Here is a 23,080-nt window from a genome sequence, read left to right as displayed (position 1 = left end):
GTCGTCGCTTTTGGCGACTTGAGACATTATACATAGGAATCCGACGCAAGCAACCCCGTCCGTCGTGCCCATGTCTTGGCCGTTGCCGCATCGCTGTTGTGCGCGTACTGATTACGTACGTGATTGGCGGGCAATGTGCGCTCGCGAGCGGGTTGAGAGTACCATGGTTGCGGTAATAAGGCGGAACGCAAAGCATAGCGCAGAACATAAGGTGTAAGGCCGAGCGAACAGGACGGGGGATTATGGCGGACGACGCAACCGTGGACTTCAACGGAACCGAACGAACCGACGCGACCGGATCCGTGGCGCCTGCCGTCGTCTCCGCAGATGCCCCCGCATCCGACGCCGAGGCGGAGCTCGCCCAGCTCATCCGTCCGAAGCTGACGGCCGAGCCCGTCGAGCCCAACGAGGCCGTCGAGGTGGTGGGCGGCAAGGTCGAGACCGTCGAGGTCTCCAAGCACCCGACCCCGTCGATTCCCGAAACCGACCTGTCCCTGGCGGACATCGAACGCCGCCGCTCCCACCCGTTGCGTTGGGCGGCCATGATCCTCATCGTGCTGGTGGCCATCGTCGTGCCCTACTGGTTCGGGCGCTCGCTGGCCGTGAACGAGACCGAGGCCGTGGTGGCTGCGCTCGGCGGCGTGGACCCACGCGGCATCGCGCTCATCGGCTGGGTGGCCGTGGTCATCACGTATGTGGGTCTGGCGATGGCGGTGGTCGTCTCGCCATCGTGGCCGTGGCTCATCGTGTTCGCGGCGGGACTTGCAGGCGAACAGTTCGTGGCGGGTCTGAGCATGCTCAACCTGAACTTCTGGTACTCCACGTACGTGGTCTACGGCGATCAGGCCAATCTGGCGAACGCCGCGAACATCGGCATCCTGGCCGCCGCGATCGGCATTGCCGTGTACGCCGTGATCTTCGTGGGGCTGCTGGTCGTCATCAAGAAGACCTCGCCGCTCAACGTGCTCACCAAGAGCTGGGCCAGCTTCATCCTGTACTTCGTGATCGAGACGCTGGCGCTGCTCGTGGTGCTGTTCGGCGGCCTGCTGACCGCGGTGTGAGGTTAAGACGCACGGCTACCCCTCAGTCGGCTTTGCCGACAGCTCATCCTGCAATTAATGACGAACTCTGTTCGCGGATATTTGGTTCGACTGTCGTCTCACACGTTGTCTACAAACAGCTCCGCTGTTTGCTTCACGGCAACGTCCTGACAAGGGGAGCCAAGAATAAGGATGACGAAACCGCAAGCCAACCCGCAAGTCCGCACCCTGACCTATAGTTCTCATTTGGCGTGATTTCGCCCGCGGATAGAGAGCGTTCCAAGCACACCCGCTTGGATCACCGCGCAACGAACACAATAAGGAGGACGCCGTGGCACTGACGGCTGAAGAAAAGACCCAGATTATCAACGAGTACGCGACGCACGAAGGTGACACCGGTTCCCCCGAGGTCCAGGTGGCCCTGCTGTCCAAGCGCATCTCCGACCTGACCGAGCACCTCAAGCAGCACAAGCACGACCACCACTCCCGTCGTGGTATGCAGCTCATGATCGGTGACCGTCGTCGTCTGCTTGACTACCTCAAGCGCGTCGACATCAACCGTTACCGCTCCCTGATCGAGCGCCTGGGCCTGCGTCGATAATTCTTCCGCCCGAGTACCTAGGATGGTGCTCGGGCGTTTTACATATCGCCAGCCAACGGCAACAACGGCAAGAGGGTTAAGAGAGTAACGGCCGGCGGGCGGCGGCCATAGGTTAGGAAGGCCGCCATAAGCCCGGAAGGAAGGCCGAACAAGAGAACCCGAATGAGATGGGTTGACACGAGGAACGGTGGCCAAGGGGCCTCCGCACAACAGGTATGTGACGTCCGCTGAAGAGGACAAACCGCGGCGCAGACACATCCGGCCGCGGACAGTATGTAGGAATAATAGAAAAATCAAGAAGGAGGAACCCTATGGAGGGTCCCGAAATCAAGGCCGTTGAGGCCGTCATCGACAATGGATCGTTCGGCAAGCGCACGCTGCGCTTCGAGACCGGCCGCCTCGCCCAGCAGGCCGACGGCGCCGTCGCCGCCTATCTGGACGACGATTCCATGATCCTTTCCACCACCACCGCCGGAAGCAGCCCGAAGGAGAACTACGACTTCTTCCCGCTGACCGTCGACGTCGAAGAGAAGATGTACGCCGCCGGCAAGATCCCGGGCTCGTTCTTCCGCCGCGAAGGCCGCCCGTCCAGCGAGGCCATCCTCGCCTGCCGCATCATCGACCGTCCGCTGCGCCCGCTGTTCCCGCACACCCTGCGCAACGAGGTCCAGGTCGTCGAGACCGTGCTCGCCGTGAACCCGGACGATGCGTACGATGTCATCGCCCTGAACGCCGCCTCCGCCTCCACCATGATCTCCGGTCTGCCGTTCTCCGGCCCGGTGTCCGGCGTGCGTCTGGCCCTGATCGACGGCCAGTGGGTCGCCTTCCCGCGCTGGAGCGAGCGCGAACGCGCCGTCTTCGAAATCGTGGTCGCTGGCCGCGTCATCGAGAACGGTGACGTCGCCATCGCCATGATCGAGGCCGGCGCCGGCAAGAACGCCTGGCACCTCATCTACGACGAGGGCCAGCAGAAGCCGGACGAGGAAGTCGTGGCCGGTGGTCTCGAGGCCGCCAAGCCGTTCATCAAGGTGATCTGCGAGGCTCAGAACGAGCTCAAGGAGAAGGCCGCCAAGGAGACCAAGGAGTTCCCGCTCTTCCCGGAGTACACCGACGAGCTGTACTCCCGCATCGACGAGATCGCCCACAAGGACCTGGACGAGGCCCTCTCCATCGCCGAGAAGCTGCCGCGTCAGGACCGCATCCACGAGATCAAGGAACACGTGCGCGAGGTGCTCGCCACCGAGTTCGAGGACATGGATGATCTGGAGAAGGAGAAGGAGCTCGGCAACGCCTTCAAGGAGCTGCAGCGCCAGATCGTCCGCCGCCGCATCCTGACCGAGGACTACCGCATCGACGGCCGTGGCCTCAAGGACATCCGTACCCTGTCCGCCGAGGTGGACATCGTGCCGCGCGTCCATGGCTCCGCCCTGTTCCAGCGCGGCGAGACCCAGATCCTGGGCGTCACCACCCTGAACATGCTCAAGATGGAGCAGCAGATCGACGCCCTGTCCGGTCCGCAGTCCAAGCGCTACATGCACAACTACGAGATGCCGCCGTACTCCACCGGCGAGACCGGCCGCGTCGGCTCCCCGAAGCGCCGCGAGATCGGCCACGGCGCCCTCGCCGAGAAGGCCCTCGTGCCGGTGCTGCCGAGCCGCGAGGAGTTCCCGTACGCCATCCGTCAGGTCTCCGAGGCCATCGGTTCCAACGGTTCCACCTCCATGGGTTCCGTGTGCGCCTCCACTCTGTCCCTGCTGGCCGCCGGCGTGCCGCTGAAGGCCCCGGTCGCGGGCATCGCCATGGGCCTCGTGTCCGGCGATGTGGACGGCAAGCACATCTTCAAGACCCTCACCGACATCCTGGGCGCCGAGGATGCCTTCGGCGACATGGACTTCAAGGTGGCCGGCACCTCCGAGTTCATCACCGCCCTGCAGCTCGACACCAAGCTGGACGGCATTCCGGCCGACATCCTGGCCGCCGCCCTGCAGCAGGCCCACGAGGCCCGCACCACCATCCTCGAGGTCATCAACGAGTGCATCGACGGCCCGGCCGAGATGAGCGAGTACGCCCCGCGCATCATCACCACCTCCGTGCCGGTCGAGAAGATCGGCGAGGTCATCGGCCCGAAGGGCAAGATGATCAACCAGATCCAGGAGGACACCGGCGCCGAGATCGCCATCGAGGATGACGGTACCGTCTACATCTCCTCCGAGGGTGGCGAGGCCGCCGAGAAGGCCAAGCAGATCATCGACCAGATCGCCAACCCGCACGTGCCGCAGGCCGGCGAGACCTACAACGGCAAGGTCGTCAAGACCACGTCGTTCGGCGCCTTCGTGAACCTCACCCCGGGCACCGACGGTCTGCTGCACATCTCCCAGATCCGCAACCTGGCCAACGGCGAGCGCATCGACTCCGTCGAGGACGTGCTCAAGGAAGGCGACACCGTCGAGGTGGTCGTGCAGGGTGTGGACGACCGCGGCAAGATCTCCCTGGCCATCCCGGGCTTCGAGGACCAGGACAGCAACGCCGGCGCCGGCCGTGGTGGCCGCGGTGGCGACCGTTCCGGCTCCGATCGCGATGACCGTCGCGGTGGCCGTGGCTCCCGTGACGATCGCCGTGGCGGCTCCCGTGGCGGCCGTCGCTCCGATCGTGACGATCGTGACTTCGATCGTGACGACCGCGATGATCGCGACGATCGTCCGCGTCGCCGCCGTCCGGTCGAGCACGACGATTTCGAGGACGATTACGACGATCATCCGCGTCGCCGTCGCTCCGATCGCGATGACCGTGACTTCGATCGTGACGATCGCGATGATGATCGTCCGCGTCGCCGCCGTCCGGTGGATCGTGACGACCGTGACTTCGATGATCGCGATGACGACCATGATGATCGTCCGCGTCGCCGTCGCTCCTCCGACCGCGATCGCGATGACGATCGTCCGCGCCGTTCCTCCGGCCGTGGCCGTGGTTCCGACCGCAACCCGCGCTATGCCACCGACGACAACTACGACGACTACCGCGCCGACCGCGAGGAGCGTTCCGAGCGTCCGCGCCGCCGCGTCCGTCGCGACTTTGATCCCTTCGAAGACTGATAAATAAATAGGAATCGGCCTTTGGCCGGTGCAGGGATTTCGCAGTCTTGCGACTGCGGCTTCTCTCCTTCCGTCATCGGCTTTGCCGATGCCACCTCCCTCGTCAGAGGGAGGCAAGTCCTACATGTGTAAGGCCTCGGCTCCCTCTGACGAGGGAGCTGTCGAACGAAGTGAGACTGAGGGAGAGAAGAGAAGCAGACGAAGTCTGCGGGAGACGCTGCATCGGCCAAAGGCCGATTCCGTTCTCGAGAAGCCCGTCGCATCCCGCGGCGGGCTTCTCGCGTTCCAGAGGCATTTGTGGAAGAATGAGCTGCGGAAGGGTTTTCGCACAAAGGAGCGCACATGAGCGTCGGTCTCATCATCGCAATCGTCATTCTCGTACTCATCATCGGCGTCGTGGCGTGGGGCATCGGTGCCTACAACAACCTCGTCACCCTCAAAAACCGCGTCAGGAACGGCTGGGCGCAGATCGACGTGCAGCTGAAACAGCGCGCCGACCTCATCCCGAACCTGGTCGAAACCGTCAAGGGATACGCCACCCACGAATCGCAGACACTGGCCAACGTAATGGCGGCCCGTGCCGGCGTGCTGCAATCCGCGGCCAGCGGCGACGTATCGCAGCGCATCGCCGCCGAAAACCAGCTCTCCCGCGCCCTGTTCAACCTGCAGGCCACCGCCGAGGCGTATCCGCAGCTGCAGGCCAACCAGAACTTCCTCAACCTGCAGGGCCAGCTCAAGGACCTGGAGAACAAGATCGCATACGCCCGCCAGTTCTACAACGACGTGGTCCTGAAGTTCAACACCGCCATCGAGACCGTGCCGAGCAACATCATCGCCGGTCTCTTCCACTTCGAACAGGCCCAGTACTTCGAGGCCGACGAACCCGCCCGCCAGGCCCCGCAGGTCAGGTTCTGATGGCAAAGCGATTCATCCGGGCCGGCATCATCAGCGCCATCGCCACGCTGGTCATGGCCGTCTTCTTCGTCACGCTTACCTGGGCGCCGAACCACGTGTACGAATCGGACCTGAGCTACCGCACGCTGGATTACGACGTCACCGCGGACACCAGCGGCGACCTCACCGTCACCCAGCACATCGACGTGAAGATGCTCGAGCGCACCGACGGCGACGACAACGTCAAACCATGGAAGCAGCTCTACCAGCAGTACACGCTGCGCGGCAGCAATCTGACCGACATCACGGACATCAGCGTCACCAACGTCACCGACGGCATCAACTACGCGCAGCAGACCGAACCGAAATACCCTGACGACGTATCGGACAGCGAGTGGGACTCCGATTACGCGAACCGCTGGTACATCGCGGACGTGACCGCCGGCGCCTCCCAGCCCAAGCCGTACACCCCCGGCAAGGACGGCCTCGCCATCAACAGCGACGCCACCAAAACCATCGAAATCGGCTGGAACATCCCCGCCACCCGCAAGGCCGACAGCATGAAGTTCGACGTCACCTTCGTCATGCACGACGTGATGACCCAATGGAACGACGTGGCCGACTTCCAATGGGAGCCGTTCGGCAAATCCAACCCGGTGCCGATCGGCACGGTCACCGGCACCGTACACTTCCCCGAAGGCATCACCAAGGACGATTCCTGGGCGTGGCTGCACACCGAACGCACCTCCGAAACCAGCCGTACCGCGGACGGCGGCCTCAGGTTCACGGCCTACAACATCCATTCCGGCGACTACCTGGACGTGGTGGCCGCCTATGCCTCCACGCCGACATCCACCGGCATCAGCCGCGTCCGCAAGGCCGACCGATTAGCCGCCCTCAAACGCAGCGAGGCCGAACAGGAACGGCAGTGGCAGGAAGGCCAACGGACCGCGGCACGCGCGCGCCTGGCCCTGTGGATCGCCACGGTCGTGATCGGCGTGGCATTGTGCGCGTGGGGCCTGTACGCCTCAATCACCAGCAACAAACGCTCGAAATACCGAGGTCCCATCGAATACTGGCGCGACCAGCCCGGCATCAGCCCGGCCTCCGCTGCCCGGCTCATCGACGTGGTGGACAAAACCAGCGGTACGCAATCGAACCGCGAGCTCACCGCCACCCTGCTTTCGCTCGCCGTCAAGAAGGCGCTCGCCATCTACCCAGGATCCTCGGACCTGTACCGCGGTATCGACATGAGCCGGGCCACACCGGTGGAGCTGAGCCACATGATCGCCGCCGATCCGGGCCGACAGCGTGCGGCCCTGTCCACCAGCACCATCGTGCTGCTGCCCGTCGCCATCGACGCCGTGCCCAACCGCGAGCAACTGGGACTGAGCGATTCCGAGGACGCGCTGCTGAACCTGCTCACCGTGATCTCCCATCGCGTGGGCTGCCCGGTGTTCGACTTCAACCAGATGCGCCTGGCCTGCAAGGGCTGGGAGGACGGGTACATCGAGCTCGGCAAGTTCACCACCGCCTGCGACATCGAATACGTGCGCCTGGACGCCTCCCGTTCGCGCGGCTGGCAGTGGATCCTCGCCGGCGTGCTCGCCGCGGTGGTCGGCTTTGGCGCCATGATCGCTAACCTCATCATCGGCTACGGCATGGTGGGGCTCATCACCGGACTGCCGGTGTTCGCCGTGGGACTGTTCTGCTCGATGTCCGGCGCGATGCACGAGCTGACCGCAACCGGTCAGGAGATCGCCGGCCGTTGCCTGGGCCTCAAGCGCTACATGCAGGACTTCTCCAACTTCACCGACCGTGGCGCCGCCGATTTGGCCATGTGGGACTGGTACATGGTTTACGCCGCCGCGTTCGGCATCTCCGAGCGCGTGATGCGCGAACTCGCCAAGGCCTACCCGCAGGTCTCCGACCCCGACTGGCTGGACAGCAACGCCTCCGATTCGATGGTCTACTGGACCTACCGGTCGCACACGTGGCATGACCGGTACGATTACGGGCATGAATCCGGTGGCCCCGGTGGCCCGTGGGGTCCGGGCGGTCCCGGCAACGGTGGCGGCCTCGCCGGCCAGTTCGGCGCGACCCCGCTGTTCGGCGGCACCTCCTATGCGCCCGGCTTCTCCGACCTCGGCTCCCAGCTGTCCTCCGGTTTCGCCGACATCACCTCCACGATCCACGCGGCGGCACCCAGCTACGACAGCGGCGACTCCGGTGGTTTCGGCGGCAGCGGCGGAAGCTTCTCCGGCGGCGGCTTCGGCGGCTCATCCGGCGGTTCCGGCGGCGGCTCCTTCGGCGGACGCTGATGCGGGCCGGTCGAATCGCCCCATGGTGTAGGGATTTGCACATGATGTAGGGATCCGGACACGGCGTAAGGTCAAGAAACGGTTTCATTCCGCCGTTATGAAGAATTCGTGTCCCTACATCATGTGCAAATCCCTACACCATGGGAACAACGTGAGCCGGTTACAGGCCTGGAAATCGGTCAGGTCACAGCCGGCATGCGCACGTTCAGACGCGAATCACGCCCTTGAGCTCCGGATGCTCGGCGTAGATCCGCTCCAGTTCCTCGGCGGTCGGGCGAATCGGATGGTCGCGGTCGGCCTTGACGATGCAGATGAAGCCGAGTGGGCCGTCGTCGGTGGCGCTGAACTGATGCCACTCGTTCGGGCCGACGAACACCAGGTCGCCGGCCTTGACATGACGGGTCTCATAACCCACCAACGCCGTGCCGCTGCCACGGAAGATGATCACCTCATGGGTGTGCTCATGATGCTCGAACGTGCTCCAGCCGCCGGCCTGCACCTCGAAGTAGCGGACCTGATTGCCCTGACCGGCATTGGAATCGAAGAGGATGCGGCGCGTCACCGAACGGAAGGTGGTGTCGTTCTCCTTGTAGACGAGTTCGTCGACGTCCTCCCAGCGGGCCTCCTCGGTTTCCGTACGGAAGGGGACCAACGGCTTGATGACGTGATGCGGGGTGTGATACGTGTCTTTCTGCTGTTCTGCCATGCTCCCCATCATGCATCACGTGACGGCGGGCAGGGACGCAAAGTACCCCCGAACGGTATCGCAATAACTTATAGACCGCTATCAAAGGCCTAAAACCGTTGGAAAATCGCGGTTTTCAGGCACTGCCGCCGGCTATGGATTCCTGTTATATTCGCTTCTATGCTCGCCGTATACCCATGTGCGGCGATGGTCGTATGCCTGGGGGATCGGCATCGGTTGCCGCGGAAACGTCGAAACCATGCGCGTGCAGTACGCCCCGGCCCGATTCGAACCGCCGAACCGCAGGCGGGAAAGGAACACACTATGGCGGATGAGGAATTCGGCTTCGCGACCCGTGCGGTCCATGCCGGCAACATCCCAGACAAGGCGACGGGCGCCCGCGCCCTGCCGATCTACGAGTCGGCGGCGTTCGTCTTCGAGAACAGCGACGATGCGGCGGCCCGATTCGCCTTGCGCAAGTACGGCGAGATCTACTCGCGCATCGTCAACCCCACGGTGGCGGCACTGGAGGAGCGCGTCGCCAGCCTGGAGGGCGGCCTGGGTGCTGTGGCCACGGCCAGCGGCCTGTCCGCGGAGTTCATCACGTTCGTGGCGCTCGCCTCCCAAGGCGATGAGATCGTGGCCTCCGCACAGCTCTACGGCGGCACCATCACCCAGCTGGACGTGACGCTGCGCCGACTCGGCATCGTGACCAAGTTCGTGGACAGCGAAGATCCCAAGGATTACGCGGCCGCCGTCACCGACAAGACCAAGCTGCTGTATGTGGAGGCCGTGGCGAACCCGTCCGGCGAGATCGCCGATATCGAGGGGCTCGCGGAAGTGGCTCACGCGGCGAACATCCCGCTGGTGGTGGACTCCACGATGGCCACGCCCTACCTCATGCGCCCCATCGAACACGGCGCGGACATCGTGATCCACTCGGCCACCAAGTTCCTCAGCGGTGCCGGCACGGTGCTTGGCGGCGTGGTGGTGGATTCCGGCAAGTTCCAGTGGAGCCAGGAGCGGTTCCCCGCGTTCTACGAGCCGGTGCCGTCCTACAACGGTCTGACTTGGGTGGGTAACTTCGCCCAGTACGCCTTCCTGACCCGCCTGCGCGCCGAACAGCTGCGCGACGTGGGCCCGGCCATCAGCGCCCACTCCGCGTTCCTCATCGCGCAGGGCATCGAGACGTTGCCGCTGCGCGTGCAGCGCCAGGTGGACAACACGCGCCGCATCGCCACGTGGCTGGAGGCACAGCCGCAGGTCGAGGCCGTGTACTGGGCCGGCCTGGAAAGCCACCCGCACCACGACCGCGCGCTGAAGTACTTCCCGAACGGCGACTCCGGCTCCGTGTTCTCGTTCGACATCAAGGGTGGGCGCGAGGCCGGCAAGCGGTTCATCGACTCGCTGAACCTGTTCAGCCATGTGGCGAACATCGGCGACGTGAAGTCGCTGGCCATCCACCCGGCATCCACCACGCACGGTCAGCTGTCCGCCGAGCAGCTGCGTGAGGCCGGCATCGGCGAGGGCACGATTCGACTGAGCATCGGCATCGAGACGGTGGACGATTTGCTGCGTGACCTGCAGCAGGCGCTGGACGCTGCCGCGACGGTCACGGAAGCCGCCGCCGATGCGGACAACGGAAAGGAGCAGGCATGAGCGAGCAGGCCAACACCCAGACCAATGCGCCCAAGATCACGCTCAACCGGGCCGGGCAGGGCATCGGATTGACCTCCCCGGCACCCCAGGCGGCCGCATGCGAGGCGCCGACTCCGGTGGGGGAGCGTCGCTGGAAGGAACCGGACGCCCTGACCCGCCGGCATATCCTCGAGAACGCCAAGTCGATAGCCATCGTGGGCGCCTCCTCCAACCCCGCCCGAGCCAGCTACTTCGTGGCCACGTACCTGCTGCAGACCACGCCGTACAAGGTGTACTTCGTCAACCCGCGCGAGAAGGAGATCCTGGGCCACCCCGTGTACCCGGATCTGGCCTCGCTGCCGGAAGTACCGGACATCGTGGACGTGTTCCGCCGCGCCTCCGCCATCCCGCCCATCGCCGAGGAAGCGGCCCGCATCGGCTCGCCGGTGCTCTGGATCCAGCTGGGCATCTGGAACGACGACGTGGCCGAACAGGCCGAGGCGTTGGGCCTGCAGGTCGTCATGGACCGCTGCATCAAGATTGAGTACGCGCGATTCCACCAGGGCCTGCACCTCTTTGGCTTCAACACCGGCGTGATCACCTCACGCAAGGCCAAGTAGACGAGGCAGCCAAGCCATGGTACAAGCCCAGCCGAAGGAATCCCGGGATGCCGCCGTGCCGGAGCGTCCGGAAGCCAAGCCGCAGTCGCTCATCATCGACACCGATCCCGGCATCGACGATGCGGCCGCCATCGCGGCGTTGCTGGCCTCCGACTCCGTGGACGTCCGGCTGATAGCCAGCGTCAGCGGCAATGTGGACATCGGCCACACCACCGAGAACGCCCTGAAACTCCTGACATTCCTCGGCCGCCGCATACCGGTGGCCCGTGGGGCCGGGGAGCCGCTGGAACGGCCCGCGGTCTATGCGCCGGAAGTCCATGGCGATTCGGGCATGGACGGTTTCGATTTCCCCGCGCCGGACCGTTCGCTCCTCCTCGACGAGGACGCCATCGAGGCCGAGGCAAGGGTCCTCCACGAATCCGATGTGCCGGTGGACATCCTCGCCCTCGGCCCGCTGACGAACATCGCACTGCTCATCCGACGGCATCCGGAGGTGCTGCCGAATATCCGGCGCATCGTGCTCATGGGCGGCACTTTCGCGGGTCGTCCGGAAATCACCGTGCCGGACTTCAACATCGCCGTGGACCCCGAAGCCGCGGCCGAAGTGTTCGCCTCGACCATCCCCATCGTGATGGTCGGCGTGGAAATCGGCTGGGATGCCCGCCTGAGCGCGACTGATGTCGAGACGCTGCGTGCCGACGGTCCGGTCGGCACGATGATCGCCGCCCTGTTCGGCGTCTATGACGACGGTCGCGTGGACCGTGGCGTGCAGATGTACGACCCCACCGCGGCCTGGTACCTGCTGTACCCGGAACTGTTCGTCGTCCAGCCCGCCGAGGTGGGCGTGACCGGTACGGACGGCCCGTTCGGAGGCATCACCACCCGTGTGACGTTCGCCCCGGCCACGGTGTCTCATGACGGTGAAGCGACCGGCGAATCCGGTGTCACCGCCGTTTCGACCGCGAACCATGTGGACGTGGTCACCGCCATCGACGTGGACGGGTTCGCCAGTACGTTTGTGAACGGTGTCCGCCGGGCCGACGCCCGTTTCCGGTCCTGAACAATCAGCTCCCATAACCGAACAATCCCCAAGGGGCACGGCGTGTCGCGGACGCCGTGCCCCTTGTCGTACCGGGACTTTGCGACCGTCGACCGGCGGGAATCAGCAGAACCATAGCAGGGTATAAGAATTGGGTATATTTGCCAGCTTGAACCGCCCGGCGGCCAGCGCTTAGTGTGTGAATCACCGCTTCGAAAACAATACAAACCTCCAAGTTGGGCTCATAGCGAGGGACGAAGCGCAATCACATACTTTCCAAGAGAGGGAACCAAGAATGGCAACGAACAACGCACCGGCACAGGCCGGCAAGAAGAACCAGCTGCTCATCCTGATCGTCGCGATCGTGGTGGTCCTGGCCGTCGTGGTCGGCGGCGCATGGGCCATCAAGAGCCGTCAGGCCACCGCCAACGAGGCGAACAACGCCAACGGCGACACCGTCAACATCGCACTGGTCTCTCGCGGCACGCAGGGCGACTTCCTCAACCAGTGGCTGGACGGCGCCAACAAGGAGGCCAAGCGCATCGGCGCGAACCTGCACATCTACGATGCCAAGGGCGATGACAACCAGCAGATCCTGGACGTCCAGTCCGCCGTGGCCACCAAGCCTGACGTGATTCTCGTGGACCACAGCCTCGAAGGCGTCACCAACAACGTCAAGGCCGCTCTGGACGCCGGTATCCCGGTGGTCGGCTTCGATTCCGTCGTCAACGACGACCGTGTGGTCCACGTCTCCCAGTCCGACGCCGACCTGTCCAAGCTCATCACCAGCCAGCTGGTCAAGGACACCAACGGCAAGGCCGACGTGATCTACACCTACGTGGCCGGCTTCGCCCCGCTCGACCGCCGCAACGCCGTCTGGGAGAAGGTCAAGAAGGCCAACCCCGGCCTCAACCAGGTCGCCCAGGTGGGCGTGGTCAACGAGGCCACCGCCCAGCAGACCGCCGAGCAGGTCAAGGCCTCCCTGCAGGCCAACCCGAACGTGACCGCCGTGCTCGCCCCCTATGACGAGTTCGCCAAGGGCGCCGCCCAGGCCGTCGACGAGCTCGGCCTCAACGGCAAGGTCAAGGTCTACGGCGTGGACATCTCCGATGCCGACATCGCCGAGCTGAAGAAGGACAACAGCCCGTGGATCGCCACCGCCACCACCGACCCGGCCAACGACGGCGCCGTCTCCGTGCGCACCGCCTACCTGGCCGCCAAGGGCAAGCTCGGCGACACCAAGACCGTGACCGTCCCGCCCACCCTGGTGACCGGCGACGTGCTGCGTGAGAAGAACATCACCAGCCTGTCCCAGCTGGTCACCGCCTTCCCGAGCCTGCGCACCGACGATCTCTCCCCGGTGGAGGACGCCGCCAAGCAGTGAGTGAACGAGGATAGGGCTGGTCCGGAACCGCTGTGGCGGCCGGACCGGCCCGTCCATGTGCGGGCCGACGACGACGCAAGCCGGTGAACGGCCCGCTCTCTCGGTGACACAGCCAATCCGAAAACGATTAGTCATCCGATTCAAAGCAAATCCATCAACCAACCGACAGTAAAGAAGGCAATCCTGTGAGCACTGCAACTCAAGGTGCTCAGGACATCGCAGCGCAAGGTGGTGCCGGCAACGGTTCCACCGCTCCTGTGGTTCTTGAGATAGACAACGTCACCAAACGGTTCGGCGCTACGCAGGCGTTGAAGGGCGTGAGCTTCCGTGTCCATGCCGGCGAGATCCTGGCGCTCGTCGGTGCCAATGGCGCCGGCAAATCCACACTGATGAGCATCGTCTCCGGCTCCCTGACCCCCACCAGCGGCTCCCTCAAGGTCAACGGCAAGGAAGCGGTGCTCGGATCGGTCAAGGATGCGGCCGCCTCCGGCATCGAGACCATCACCCAGAACGTGGACGACGCGCTCATCCCGGACGCCACCGTCTGGGAGAACCTGGTGTTCCCGCAGATCGCGGACAACCGGTTCGGTGCCTTCCCCTCCGTCAAGGCCATGCGCGCCGAGGCTGAACGCATCGCCGAGGGCCGGCTTGACCTCGACCTCAACGAAACCGTGCGCTACCTGAGCACGTCGGACAAGCAGCAGGTGCTCATCGCCCGCGCGCTCGCCACCAAGCCCGTCGTCCTCATTCTCGACGAGCCCACCGCAGCGCTCGGCGTGCAGGAAAGCGAACGGTTGCATGCCGATGTCCGCCGTCTCGCCGAGCAGGGCACCGCCATCATCTTCATCTCGCACCACATGGGCGAAGTCGCGGAACTGTGCGATTCGGCCGTGGTACTGCGCGACGGCGCGGAAGTCGCCACCTTCACCAAACCGCTCGACACCACCGCCATCGTCCGCGCCATGCTTGGCGACCTCGCGGATGGTCTGCAGAACGACCTTGACGCAATCGAAGACCGGTCGCGGACCGGGGCGGACGACAATCCCCGCAAGGCCGGACGCACGGTGCTCTCCCTCAAGGGCGTCCGTTCGTTCCATGGCACCCGCGCCAACGACATCGACATCCACGAAGGCGAGGTTGTCGGCCTGACCGGCCTCATCGGCGCCGGCAAGACCGAACTCATCTCCCAGATCGTGGGCGACCGTCCGCTCATCAGCGGCACCATGACCCTTGACGGCCAGCCGTACGATCCGCACCACCCCAGCGACGCGATTCGCGCCGGCGTGGGATACGTGCCCGAGGACCGTTCCGTGCAGGGCGAGATCCCGGACTGGTCCATCCGCGAGAACCTCTCGCTGCCCGATCTGAAGCGCTACCGCCACAAGTACGGTCTGCTGAGCTTCTCCCGCGAGGAATCCGCGGCACAGCGAGTCATCGAGACGCTGGGCATCGTGGGCAAAAGCACCGACTCCATCCGGTCCCTTTCCGGCGGCAACCGTCAGAAGGTCATCGTGGGCCGGTGGGTCTCCGCCCAATCCAAGGTACTCATCTTCGACGAACCGTTCCGCGGCGTCGACATCGGCGCACGAGAGGACATCGCCCGGTTGCTCAGGAAGACCGGCACCGCACTGGTCGCCTCCAGCGATCCCGAGGAGATCCTGCAGGTGGCCGACCGGATCCTGGTCATGTCCAACGGCGTGATCACCGGACAGGTGGACCCCGCGACCACCACGGCGGACGAGCTCTCGCAGCTCATCGCGGACAAGGCGGGTATCAGCGGCCATGACGAATCGGATGCGAACGACGTGCGGAACACGCAGGACGCACAGGATGTGAAGGAAAAGGAGCCGGTGGCGTGATCGACATCAAACGAGTTATCTACAAATACGGCCTGCTGGCGCTGTTCGTGCTCATGGTGCTGTTCTTCTGGATCGCATCCCCGGCCTTCGGCACCAAGCAGAACGTGTTCGTGATCCTGCAGTCCGTGTCCGTCACCGCAATCGTGGCATTGGGCGTGACCGTATCCATGTCGGTGGATGGCTTCGATATGGCCGCAGGCTCCATCGTCTCGCTGTCGGTCATGGTCTCCACCGCCACGCAGATCTATCTGGGTCTCGGCGCGTTCCCGGCCATCGTGTTCGGCTTGGTCTCCGGCGTGCTGGTCGGCGTGCTCACCGGTGTGCTCATCGTGTTCGCCAAGATTCCGGACATGCTCGCCGCCCTCGGCTCGATGTTCGCCATCCAGGGCCTGTCGCTCATCATCACCGCCGGCAAGTCCGTCTCCAAGGGCAACGGATACAACGGCGCCCCGGCCAAGGGCGATTTCGACCCGGCGTTCCTGTGGATCGGCAGCGGTACCGTGCTCACGGTCCCGTTCTCGGTGATCCTCATGATTCTGGTGGGCGTGATCGTGGCCGTGTTCCTGGAACGTACGCGCACCGGCCGCCTGATGCGTGCCATCGGCAGCAACCGTGAGGCCGCCCGCCTCGCCGGCACGCATGTGGGTGCCTACCGCATCCTGGCCTACGCGCTCTCCGGTCTGCTCGCCGCGCTCGGTGGCATCGTGCTGGCCGCCCGCGTGGGCCGAGGCGACGTGAACGTCGGTTCCTCCTACCTGCTGGAGGCGATTTCCGCCGCGCTCATCGGCTTCGCGGTGTTCGGCGCCAACCGGCCGAACGCCTTCGGCACCGTGGTGGGCGCGCTGTTCGTGGGCGTGCTGGTCAACGGCCTGACCATGTTCAATGTGCCGTACTACACGCAGGACTTCGTCAAGGGCACCTTGCTGGTCATCGCGCTGGTGGTCAGCTTCTCCAAGATCTTCAATACGCAGCAAAGGGATAGGTAGGTAACGGTAATGACTGAACTACTCGACAACAACACGGTGATCGACTACATCGCCGCGAACCCGGAATACGCCAAGCTCATCGACGTGACCACGGCCACGGCCAAGGAGATCGGCGACGGCAACCTCAACTTGGTGTTCCTCGTCAAGGACGCCGCCGGCCGCGGACTGGTGGTCAAGCAGACGCTGCCGTACGTGCGTTCCGACCATTCCTGGAAGGTCACCGAGGACAGCATCTTCGCCGAGGCCCGCGGACTGGAGGCCGCCGACAAGTACACCGACGGGCTCTCCCCGAAGTTCTACGGCCTCGACCGCGACCGTCGACTGGTGGTCATCGAGGACCTCTCCGACTGGCAGCAGTGGCGTGAGGCGTTGGACGAAGGCAGCGTGAACCCCGGCGCGGCCGGCGATGTGGGTCGTTTCGTGGCCCGCCTGGCATACGGTACCTCGTACTTCAGCAAGGAGCCGCAGGAGGTGCAGAAGGCCGCGGCCGCCGCCATCAACCCGGAACTCGAGCAGATCACCGAGGACCTCATCTTCGAGGAGCCCTACTACGAGCACGAGCACAACGGCTGGGAGCCGGGCGCCACCGATCTGGTGCTGGGCCTGCGCGACGAGGACCTGCGCACCCAGGTGGCCAAGCTCAAGTACGAGTTCCTGACCAACGGCGAGGCACTGCTGCATGGCGACCTGCACTCCAGCTCGCTGTTCGTGCGTTCGGACAAGAACCCGGTGGCGGATGACGACACCACGTCGCCCCGCATCAAGGCCTACGATTTCGAATTCGGTTTCTACGGCCCGGTCTCGTTCGACCTGGGCATCCTGTGGGGCAACTTCCTGCTGGCCCAGGCGCGCGAACTGGCGTTGCTGGCCGACGGCCCCGACACCATCGGCGTGCGCGAAGGCAAGGACTTCACCCGCTTCGACTGGCTGCTCTCGCTGTACGAAGAGGCATGGAACGGCTTCGAGACCGAGTTCCGCCGTCTGGTGGCCGAGCGCCGCGCCGACAAGATCTTCACCGACGCATTCGTGGACGGCTGGATCGCCCGCACCCTGAAATACGCCGCCGGTTACGCCGGGGCGGAAGGCATCCGCCGCACCATCGGCTGGGCCCACCTGCCCGATTTGGAGACGCTGGAACAGGACCGCAAGACCTGGGCGTCCCGTGTGGTCATCACGGCCTCCCGTGCGCTGCTTGAGCGCTTCGAGGAGGTCGGTTCCGCGGCCGACGTGCGCCGCATCGTTGAGGAATCCATCGCAAGGAGCCAGGCATGAGCGACATCGTGACATTACGGTCCGTGGTATGGCAGGACAATGAGGGCGATGCCGAAGCCTCGCTGCGCATCATCGACCAGCGCAAGCTACCTGCGGCCCTGGAATACCGTGACCTGCGCAACGCGGACGACGTGGTGGACGCCATCCAGACGCTGTCCATTCGCGGCGCGAACTCCATCGGTGCCGCCGGCGCGTTCGGCTACGCCTTCGCCGTGCGCGACGGCCTGTCCTCGGCGGAAGCGTTTGACAAGGTATCCAACGCCCGACCCACCGCGGTGACCCTGCGCCACGGCGTACAGCGCGCCGCCGATGCGTTCGCCGCCGAAGGCGACTGGCATGCCGCCGTCGCCGCGGGTGAGCGCATCATCGAGGAGGACATCGACGAATGCCGTCGCATCGGCGAGGTCGGTGCGGCCGAGCTGGCCGACGCCCCGCGTATCCTCACGCACTGCAACACCGGCATTTTGGCCACCGCCGGCATCGGCACGGCCATCGGCGTGATCTACACCAAGCAGGCGCTGGGCCAGGAAGTCCACGTCTACTCCACCGAAACCCGTCCGCTGCGCCAGGGCCTGCGTTTGACCGCATGGGAGCTCGCCAAGAACGGCATCGACGTGACCGCTTTGGTCGACGGCGCCGCACCGGCCGCCCTGCACAACGGACTCATCGACGCGGTGATCGTGGGCGCCGACCGCATCGCGGCCAACGGCGACACGGCCAACAAGATCGGCACCTACTCACTGGCCGTCGCGGCCCACGAGAACCATATACCGTTCTACATCGCCGCACCGCTGTCCGCCGTGGACGCCTCCGCCCGCTCGGAGCAGGACATCCCGATCGAACTGCGCGGCGGTGCGGAAGTATTGGACGCTCCCGGTGTGGATCAGAGCCTGCCCACGTGGAATCCGGCGTTCGACGTGACGCCGTCCTATCTCATCACCGGCATCATCACCCCGGTGGGCGTGCTCAGGGCCCCGTACGAGGAATCGATTAAGAACGCACTGCAGCAGGTGCAGGATGAAACGCAAGGAAGCAACGACTGATGACTGACAATACGGACAACACATCCGGAACCACGTCCGGCGCCACCTTCGAGGTGGTCTACGAAATCAACGGGGACCCGGCCGATGCCCGTTCCCGTGCGGAATCGCTGGCGGTGGAACAGAGCCACGAATTCCCGCGCGCCTACGCGCCTGCCAAGGCCGACCGTTCGCTGGGACGTGTCGTCTCCGTGGAACAGGCCGGCGAATCGCGCTCGCTCGCGGTCGTCTCCTACCCGGAGGACCTCACGGCCTATGAGATCCCGCAACTGCTGGTCGTGCTGCTGGGCAACGCCTCGCTGCTGCCGGGCATCCGTCTGGTGGACGTGCGCGTCTCCGCCGAGTTCGCGCGTCGCATCGCCGGCGGCCCGAAGCTGGGCGTCGAAGGCATCCGCCGCGTGCTGGGCGTGCCGAAGCGCCCGCTGCTGGCCACCGCGCTGAAGCCGGTCGGCCTCGACACTGCGGACATCGCGCAGGAAGCCTACGACAGCGCCTTCGGCGGTGTGGACGTCATCAAGGATGACCAGGGACTAGGCAACCAGGTGTGGTCGCCGTTCGAGGAGCGTGTGCCCGCGGTGGCCCGCGCCATCGCCGATGCGAACGAGAAGACCGGACGTCACAGCGTGTACCTGCCCACGTTCAACCCGGTGGCCGGCGACTGGAAGCGTCACGTGGACATCGCCGTTTCGGCCGGGGCGGGCGGATTCCTGGTGGTGCCGGGCACACTGGGACTGGATTCGCTGCGGTACGTGCGCGACAATACGCCGGACGACTTCATCATCTACGCGCACCCGGCGTTCCTGGGCGGCTGGACCGCCGGCGCCGACCACGGCATCGCACCCGGACTGCTGTTCGGACACCTGCTGCGCTGGTTCGGTGCGGACTCGGTAATCTTCCCGAGCTTCGGTGGCCGGTTCACCCTGTCCGAAGAGGTGTGCCGCTCCATCGCCACCCAGGCCAAGGACGATTTCGCCGGCTTCAAGGGCGCGCTGCCGTCCCCCGGCGGCGGCATGACCGTCGAGCGCGTGCCCGAACTCGTCGATTTCTACGGCCTGGACACCATGTTCCTCATCGGCGGCGCACTGCACGCCACCGGCAACCTGGTCGAAGGCGCGCAACGCTTCCGCGAAGCCGCCGAGGCTTATGCTGACTGATCGGGCCGTCCGGCCGTATCGACGATAAACCGTTGGGCTCCGTTCGATTGTGGTCGAGCGGAGCCCGAATCATATGGCCAGGTATGGCGATTCCCCTGAAATCCATCGGCCTGCCTACGCTGGGAAACGGATAATCCGGCGCCGGGCATCCGGCGTTGACGCCACAACGAAGGGACCACATCATGGCACTGTTCCGCAACCTCGGCCCGTTCTCCACCACCGCCATCGGCCACGGCGAAATGCCGCTGACCATCGAGAACAACCGCGGCCACGACATCGGCATCGAGACGCTGCACGCCTCGCTGGACGCCGGCTGCCGTCACATCGACACGGCCTGGGCGTACTACACGCCGGGCGAGGAGGAGCAGACCGGCGAGAAGCTGGTCCGCGAGGCGCTCGCCACCTGGAAGGGCCCGAAGGACGAGGTCACCGTGGCCACCAAGATCGGCCTGCGCCGCACGTGGGGAGAGCACGGCGAACCGCTGTGGCCGCGCGACGGCAAGCCCGAACACCTCATCGAGTACGGCAAGCAGTCCGCCATGGCCCTCGGCGTGGATACCATCGACCTGCTCTATCTGCACCGCCACGACCCGGAAGTGCCGTACAACGAATCCATCGAGGCCCTGAAGCAGCTCGTGGACGAGGGCGTGGCCCGTGTGGCCGGCGTCTCCAACGCCTCCATCGAACAGATCGACATCGCCCGCTCCATCCTCGGCGACAAGCTCGTGGCCGTACAGAACCAGTACTCGCCGATTCATCTGGAGACCCAGGACACGCTCGACTACTGCGCCAAGCTCGGCCTGGCCTTCGTGTGCTGGAGCCCGCTCGGCGGCTACCGTCACCCCTACGACGAATCCAAGTTCGACCCGTTCCGCGAGGTGGCCGCCGCCCACCACGTGAGCTACCAGCAGGTGACGCTGGCCTGGGAGCTCGCCAAGGGCGATCACATGTTCGTGATCCCTGGCGCCCACCGCCCCGAGACCATCCTCGACTCCCTCAAGGCCGACCAGCTCGAACTCTCCCCGGAAGAGCTCGCCAAGCTCGGCTGACGGTTCGGGTTCGGTTCATAGCTGCCATCGATGCCCGGCCACGTCGGCAAACGACCTCCCGTAATTGCTGTGCTGGCGTCTTGGCTCGCGCCGGACCCAGCTGACGGTTCAGGCCGCGGTTGTTTGCCCGTTTCAGGCTGCTTCTCGCGTTACTTTTTTCGAAACAAGGCCATACTTCGTGAAAAGGTAACGTTTACTGGCACTCAGTGTTACTTTTTCACGAGATAGGGCTGTATTTCGAGAAAAAGTAACACTGACGGCAGCTCAGCGTGTCTTTTTCGCGAAGTGTGGGCTGATTTCGAAAAAAGTAACGCCAGCGGAGTGGATACAAGCACCGTCATCATCCCCATATAGGCCGGAACTCATCATCGGGTGATATCGCATCGGCCGCAAAGGAGTAGTAATGCGTAAAAAGCTGATTCTTGATTTGGACACCGGTATTGATGATGCGATGGCGATCGCGTATGCGTTGGGCAGCACGGACGAGGCGGATCTGATCGGCATCACGGCCACATACGGCAATGTCGCGGTGCCGCTCGCCGCGCGCAACGCCTTGGCGGTGCTGCACCTGTTCGGCCGCGATGACGTGCCGGTGTATCCGGGCGTGGACCATCCCATCGCGCCCGCCGTGCTGCCCGGAACCGGCCCCACGCCCCCGCAGGAACGTGCCCATGCGTACGAGGATTGGCGTGACGGCGGCCGTGGCGGCTGGCCGGTGGGCGCCGTGTGGGTTCCGTCGCCGGGTTCGGTCGCGGTGCATCATCCCAACGGCATCGGCGGCGCGGTGATCCCGGATTCGCCGCGCGCCCCGGAAGCACCCGGTTCGGCCGTCGGTTTCATCATCGATGCCGCCCGCAAGTACGGTCCTGACCTGACGATCGTGCCCACCGGCGCGATGACGACGATGGCGACCGTGTTCCGCGACGCCCCGGACCTCAAGGATTCCGGTGTGAACGTGACGCTGATGGGCGGAGCCCTGACCCTGCCCGGCAATGTGAGCCCGGCCGCGGAGGCGAACATCAGCCAGGATCCGGAGGCCGCCGACTACCTGTTTCGTTGCGGTGCGCGCACCACGATGATCGGCCTGGACATGACCCATCAGACCGCGCTGACCCGTGCGAAGGCCCATGAGTGGGCGTCGCTGGGCACAGCGGCCGGTGATTTCCTCGTCACGATGACCGATTACTACATCGATTTCTATCTCAAAAACCAGCCGGAGATCCACGGGTGCGGATTGCATGACCCGCTGGCCGTGGCAGCGGCGCTCGACCCGTCACTGGTCACGACGTTCGGGTTCAACCTGCAGGTGGATCTGGAGGGCGCGTTCCGCGGGCGGACGATCGGTGACCGGTCCCGTCTGCAGGATGCGGACAAGCACACGCAGGTCGCGCTCGGCGTGGACGTGCCCCGCTTCCTCGACCGCTTCATGACCCGCGTCACCAACGCCGCCTCAGCCGCGTGATACGGAAAGGCTGGTCCGAACGGAATCGTTCAGATCAGCCTTAAAAGCACACGCGGCGAAACGGAAAACCCGCGTCACAGCCCGGGAATCAATCCTCCGGGCGGGTCGAGCGTGAGGTACTCCTCCTCAAGGTCGATGTCTGGCACCAGCTCCTCCACGAACGGCACCAGCGCGGTCTTCTCCACCACGTCCTCGCCCTTCGCGTTCTGGCCGGTCACCACCGGTTCGACCAGGCGGATCTTCAGCAGCGATTGGGCGGGGGAGTCGAGGACATCCACCACCTTGCCCACCACCTGACCGGCGGGCAGTCCCAAGCCGTTATCCGAAGCCAGACGCGCCTCAAGCCCGATGAGATCCTTCGGATACCATTCGTCCGCCTCAAGCATCTCGTCCGGATCGTCGGCCTCGCCGTATAGCTCCACGCCGTTCAGCGCTTCGGCGGCGTTGCGGTCGTCCGTGCCCTCGAACTTCAGGATCCAACGATCTTTCATCGTGCGGGACTTCTCGATGATGTACTCGGTCTCGCCGTCGTCCTCGTACAGGACGGACCCCGGCTCGAAACGCCATTCCGGGTCGTCTGTGAAAACGCGCACGGTGACTTCGCCCTTCAGGCCCTGCGCTCGCCCGATACGAGCGACCCTCAGCAACTCGCGCTGCTGAGGGTCGTCGTGCATGTTCTGCTCTGCCATGCTGTGAATCAATCCTTGTCTTATCGACGCACGTCCATGATGTCGACGCGCACCTTGTGATCGGACAGCGCCTGGATCACGGTGCGAATCGCATTGGCGGTGCGGCCTCCGCGGCCGATGACGCGGCCGATGTCCTCCGGGTTCACGCGCACACGAAGCAGTTCGCCGCGCGCGTTCTCATGGGACTTGACCGATACATCGTCCGGAAAATCGACGATGTTCTTGATGAGGTGTTCCACAGCCTGTGCAAGCATG

General features: G+C 64.8%; 19 protein-coding genes. 16 read left to right on the top strand and 3 right to left on the bottom strand.

Annotated elements, in window-relative coordinates; translation table 11 throughout:
* Positions 1 to 242 precede the first annotated feature (242 nt).
* The 5 genes from KIH81_RS03200 (at position 243) to KIH81_RS03180 (ending at position 7,948) form a co-directional block, all read left to right on the top strand.
* Complete coding sequence (locus KIH81_RS03200) at positions 243 to 1,061, top strand: hypothetical protein (protein WP_236029199.1); 819 nt, start codon at positions 243 to 245, stop codon at positions 1,059 to 1,061.
* A gap of 310 nt (positions 1,062 to 1,371) precedes the next feature.
* Positions 1,372 to 1,641 (top strand): 30S ribosomal protein S15, encoded by a 270-nt coding sequence (gene rpsO / locus KIH81_RS03195; protein WP_033891585.1) that lies wholly within the window; start codon positions 1,372 to 1,374, stop codon positions 1,639 to 1,641.
* A 311-nt stretch (positions 1,642 to 1,952) separates the two neighbouring features.
* Positions 1,953 to 4,733 carry a polyribonucleotide nucleotidyltransferase gene (locus tag KIH81_RS03190; RefSeq protein WP_214304034.1) on the top strand — a complete coding sequence of 927 codons (2,781 nt, stop codon included), beginning with the start codon at positions 1,953 to 1,955 and terminating at the stop codon, positions 4,731 to 4,733.
* Between the two features lie 342 nt (positions 4,734 to 5,075).
* Positions 5,076 to 5,648, top strand: a complete 573-nt coding sequence (locus KIH81_RS03185; protein WP_214304033.1) for a LemA family protein — start codon at positions 5,076 to 5,078, stop codon at positions 5,646 to 5,648.
* Positions 5,648 to 7,948 carry a DUF2207 domain-containing protein gene (locus KIH81_RS03180; RefSeq protein WP_214304032.1) on the top strand — a complete coding sequence of 767 codons (2,301 nt, stop codon included), beginning with the start codon at positions 5,648 to 5,650 and terminating at the stop codon, positions 7,946 to 7,948. The genes KIH81_RS03185 and KIH81_RS03180 overlap by 1 nt, the downstream gene beginning before the upstream one ends.
* 205 nt (positions 7,949 to 8,153) lie before the next feature.
* Here the strand turns inward: KIH81_RS03180 and KIH81_RS03175 are convergent, their stop codons facing one another.
* Complete coding sequence (locus KIH81_RS03175) at positions 8,154 to 8,654, bottom strand: cupin domain-containing protein (RefSeq protein ID WP_214304031.1); 501 nt, start codon at positions 8,652 to 8,654, stop codon at positions 8,154 to 8,156.
* A 303-nt stretch (positions 8,655 to 8,957) separates the two neighbouring features.
* On the opposite strand from KIH81_RS03175, the gene KIH81_RS03170 reads away from it, so the two are divergent.
* The 11 genes from KIH81_RS03170 to KIH81_RS03120 all read left to right on the top strand — a co-directional run bounded on the left by KIH81_RS03170 (position 8,958) and on the right by KIH81_RS03120 (position 22,136).
* On the top strand, positions 8,958 to 10,292 hold the full coding sequence (locus tag KIH81_RS03170; RefSeq protein ID WP_214304030.1) for an O-acetylhomoserine aminocarboxypropyltransferase/cysteine synthase family protein: 1,335 nt from the start codon (positions 8,958 to 8,960) through the stop codon (positions 10,290 to 10,292).
* Complete coding sequence (locus KIH81_RS03165) at positions 10,289 to 10,891, top strand: CoA-binding protein (RefSeq protein WP_214304029.1); 603 nt, start codon at positions 10,289 to 10,291, stop codon at positions 10,889 to 10,891. The genes KIH81_RS03170 and KIH81_RS03165 overlap by 4 nt, the downstream gene beginning before the upstream one ends.
* A 16-nt stretch (positions 10,892 to 10,907) precedes the next feature.
* Entirely contained in the window at positions 10,908 to 11,951 is a 1,044-nt protein-coding gene (locus KIH81_RS03160; protein ID WP_214304028.1) for a nucleoside hydrolase, read from the top strand.
* A 274-nt stretch (positions 11,952 to 12,225) separates the two neighbouring features.
* Positions 12,226 to 13,314, top strand: a complete 1,089-nt coding sequence (locus tag KIH81_RS03155) for a substrate-binding domain-containing protein (protein WP_214304027.1) — start codon at positions 12,226 to 12,228, stop codon at positions 13,312 to 13,314.
* Between the two features lie 185 nt (positions 13,315 to 13,499).
* On the top strand, positions 13,500 to 15,173 hold the full coding sequence (locus tag KIH81_RS03150) for a sugar ABC transporter ATP-binding protein (RefSeq protein ID WP_214304026.1): 1,674 nt from the start codon (positions 13,500 to 13,502) through the stop codon (positions 15,171 to 15,173).
* Positions 15,170 to 16,159: an ABC transporter permease gene (locus tag KIH81_RS03145; protein WP_214304025.1), complete on the top strand. Its 990-nt coding sequence runs from the start codon at positions 15,170 to 15,172 to the stop codon at positions 16,157 to 16,159. The genes KIH81_RS03150 and KIH81_RS03145 overlap by 4 nt, the downstream gene beginning before the upstream one ends.
* Positions 16,160 to 16,168: 9 nt before the next feature.
* Positions 16,169 to 17,431, top strand: coding sequence for an S-methyl-5-thioribose kinase (gene mtnK / locus KIH81_RS03140; RefSeq protein WP_214304024.1), 1,263 nt, complete (start codon positions 16,169 to 16,171; stop codon positions 17,429 to 17,431).
* Positions 17,428 to 18,474, top strand: a complete 1,047-nt coding sequence (gene mtnA, locus KIH81_RS03135; protein WP_214304023.1) for an S-methyl-5-thioribose-1-phosphate isomerase — start codon at positions 17,428 to 17,430, stop codon at positions 18,472 to 18,474. Before mtnK ends, mtnA begins: the two co-directional genes overlap by 4 nt.
* Positions 18,474 to 19,625, top strand: coding sequence for a RuBisCO large subunit C-terminal-like domain-containing protein (locus KIH81_RS03130; RefSeq protein WP_214304022.1), 1,152 nt, complete (start codon positions 18,474 to 18,476; stop codon positions 19,623 to 19,625). Before mtnA ends, KIH81_RS03130 begins: the two co-directional genes overlap by 1 nt.
* A 182-nt stretch (positions 19,626 to 19,807) precedes the next feature.
* The gene (locus KIH81_RS03125) at positions 19,808 to 20,674 is read left to right on the top strand and encodes an aldo/keto reductase (RefSeq protein ID WP_214304021.1); all 867 of its coding nucleotides are present in this window, start codon (positions 19,808 to 19,810) and stop codon (positions 20,672 to 20,674) included.
* Between the two features lie 403 nt (positions 20,675 to 21,077).
* Entirely contained in the window at positions 21,078 to 22,136 is a 1,059-nt protein-coding gene (locus tag KIH81_RS03120) for a nucleoside hydrolase (protein ID WP_214304020.1), read from the top strand.
* Positions 22,137 to 22,210: 74 nt separating this feature from the next.
* Here the strand turns inward: KIH81_RS03120 and rimM are convergent, their stop codons facing one another.
* The gene (gene rimM, locus KIH81_RS03115; RefSeq protein WP_109058096.1) at positions 22,211 to 22,825 is read right to left on the bottom strand and encodes a ribosome maturation factor RimM; all 615 of its coding nucleotides are present in this window, start codon (positions 22,823 to 22,825) and stop codon (positions 22,211 to 22,213) included.
* Positions 22,826 to 22,845: 20 nt separating this feature from the next.
* A complete protein-coding gene (locus KIH81_RS03110; RefSeq protein WP_007051427.1) occupies positions 22,846 to 23,079 on the bottom strand; it encodes an RNA-binding protein in 234 nt (77 codons plus the stop codon).
* Position 23,080: the final 1 nt, after the last annotated feature.

Origin of the sequence: Bifidobacterium miconisargentati, from assembly GCF_019331675.1 — a bacterium.
Lineage (GTDB): Bacteria > Actinomycetota > Actinomycetes > Actinomycetales > Bifidobacteriaceae > Bifidobacterium > Bifidobacterium miconisargentati.
The sequence above is the reverse complement of the archived record's forward strand: the minus strand, read 5'-3'. Positions and strand labels throughout refer to the sequence as shown.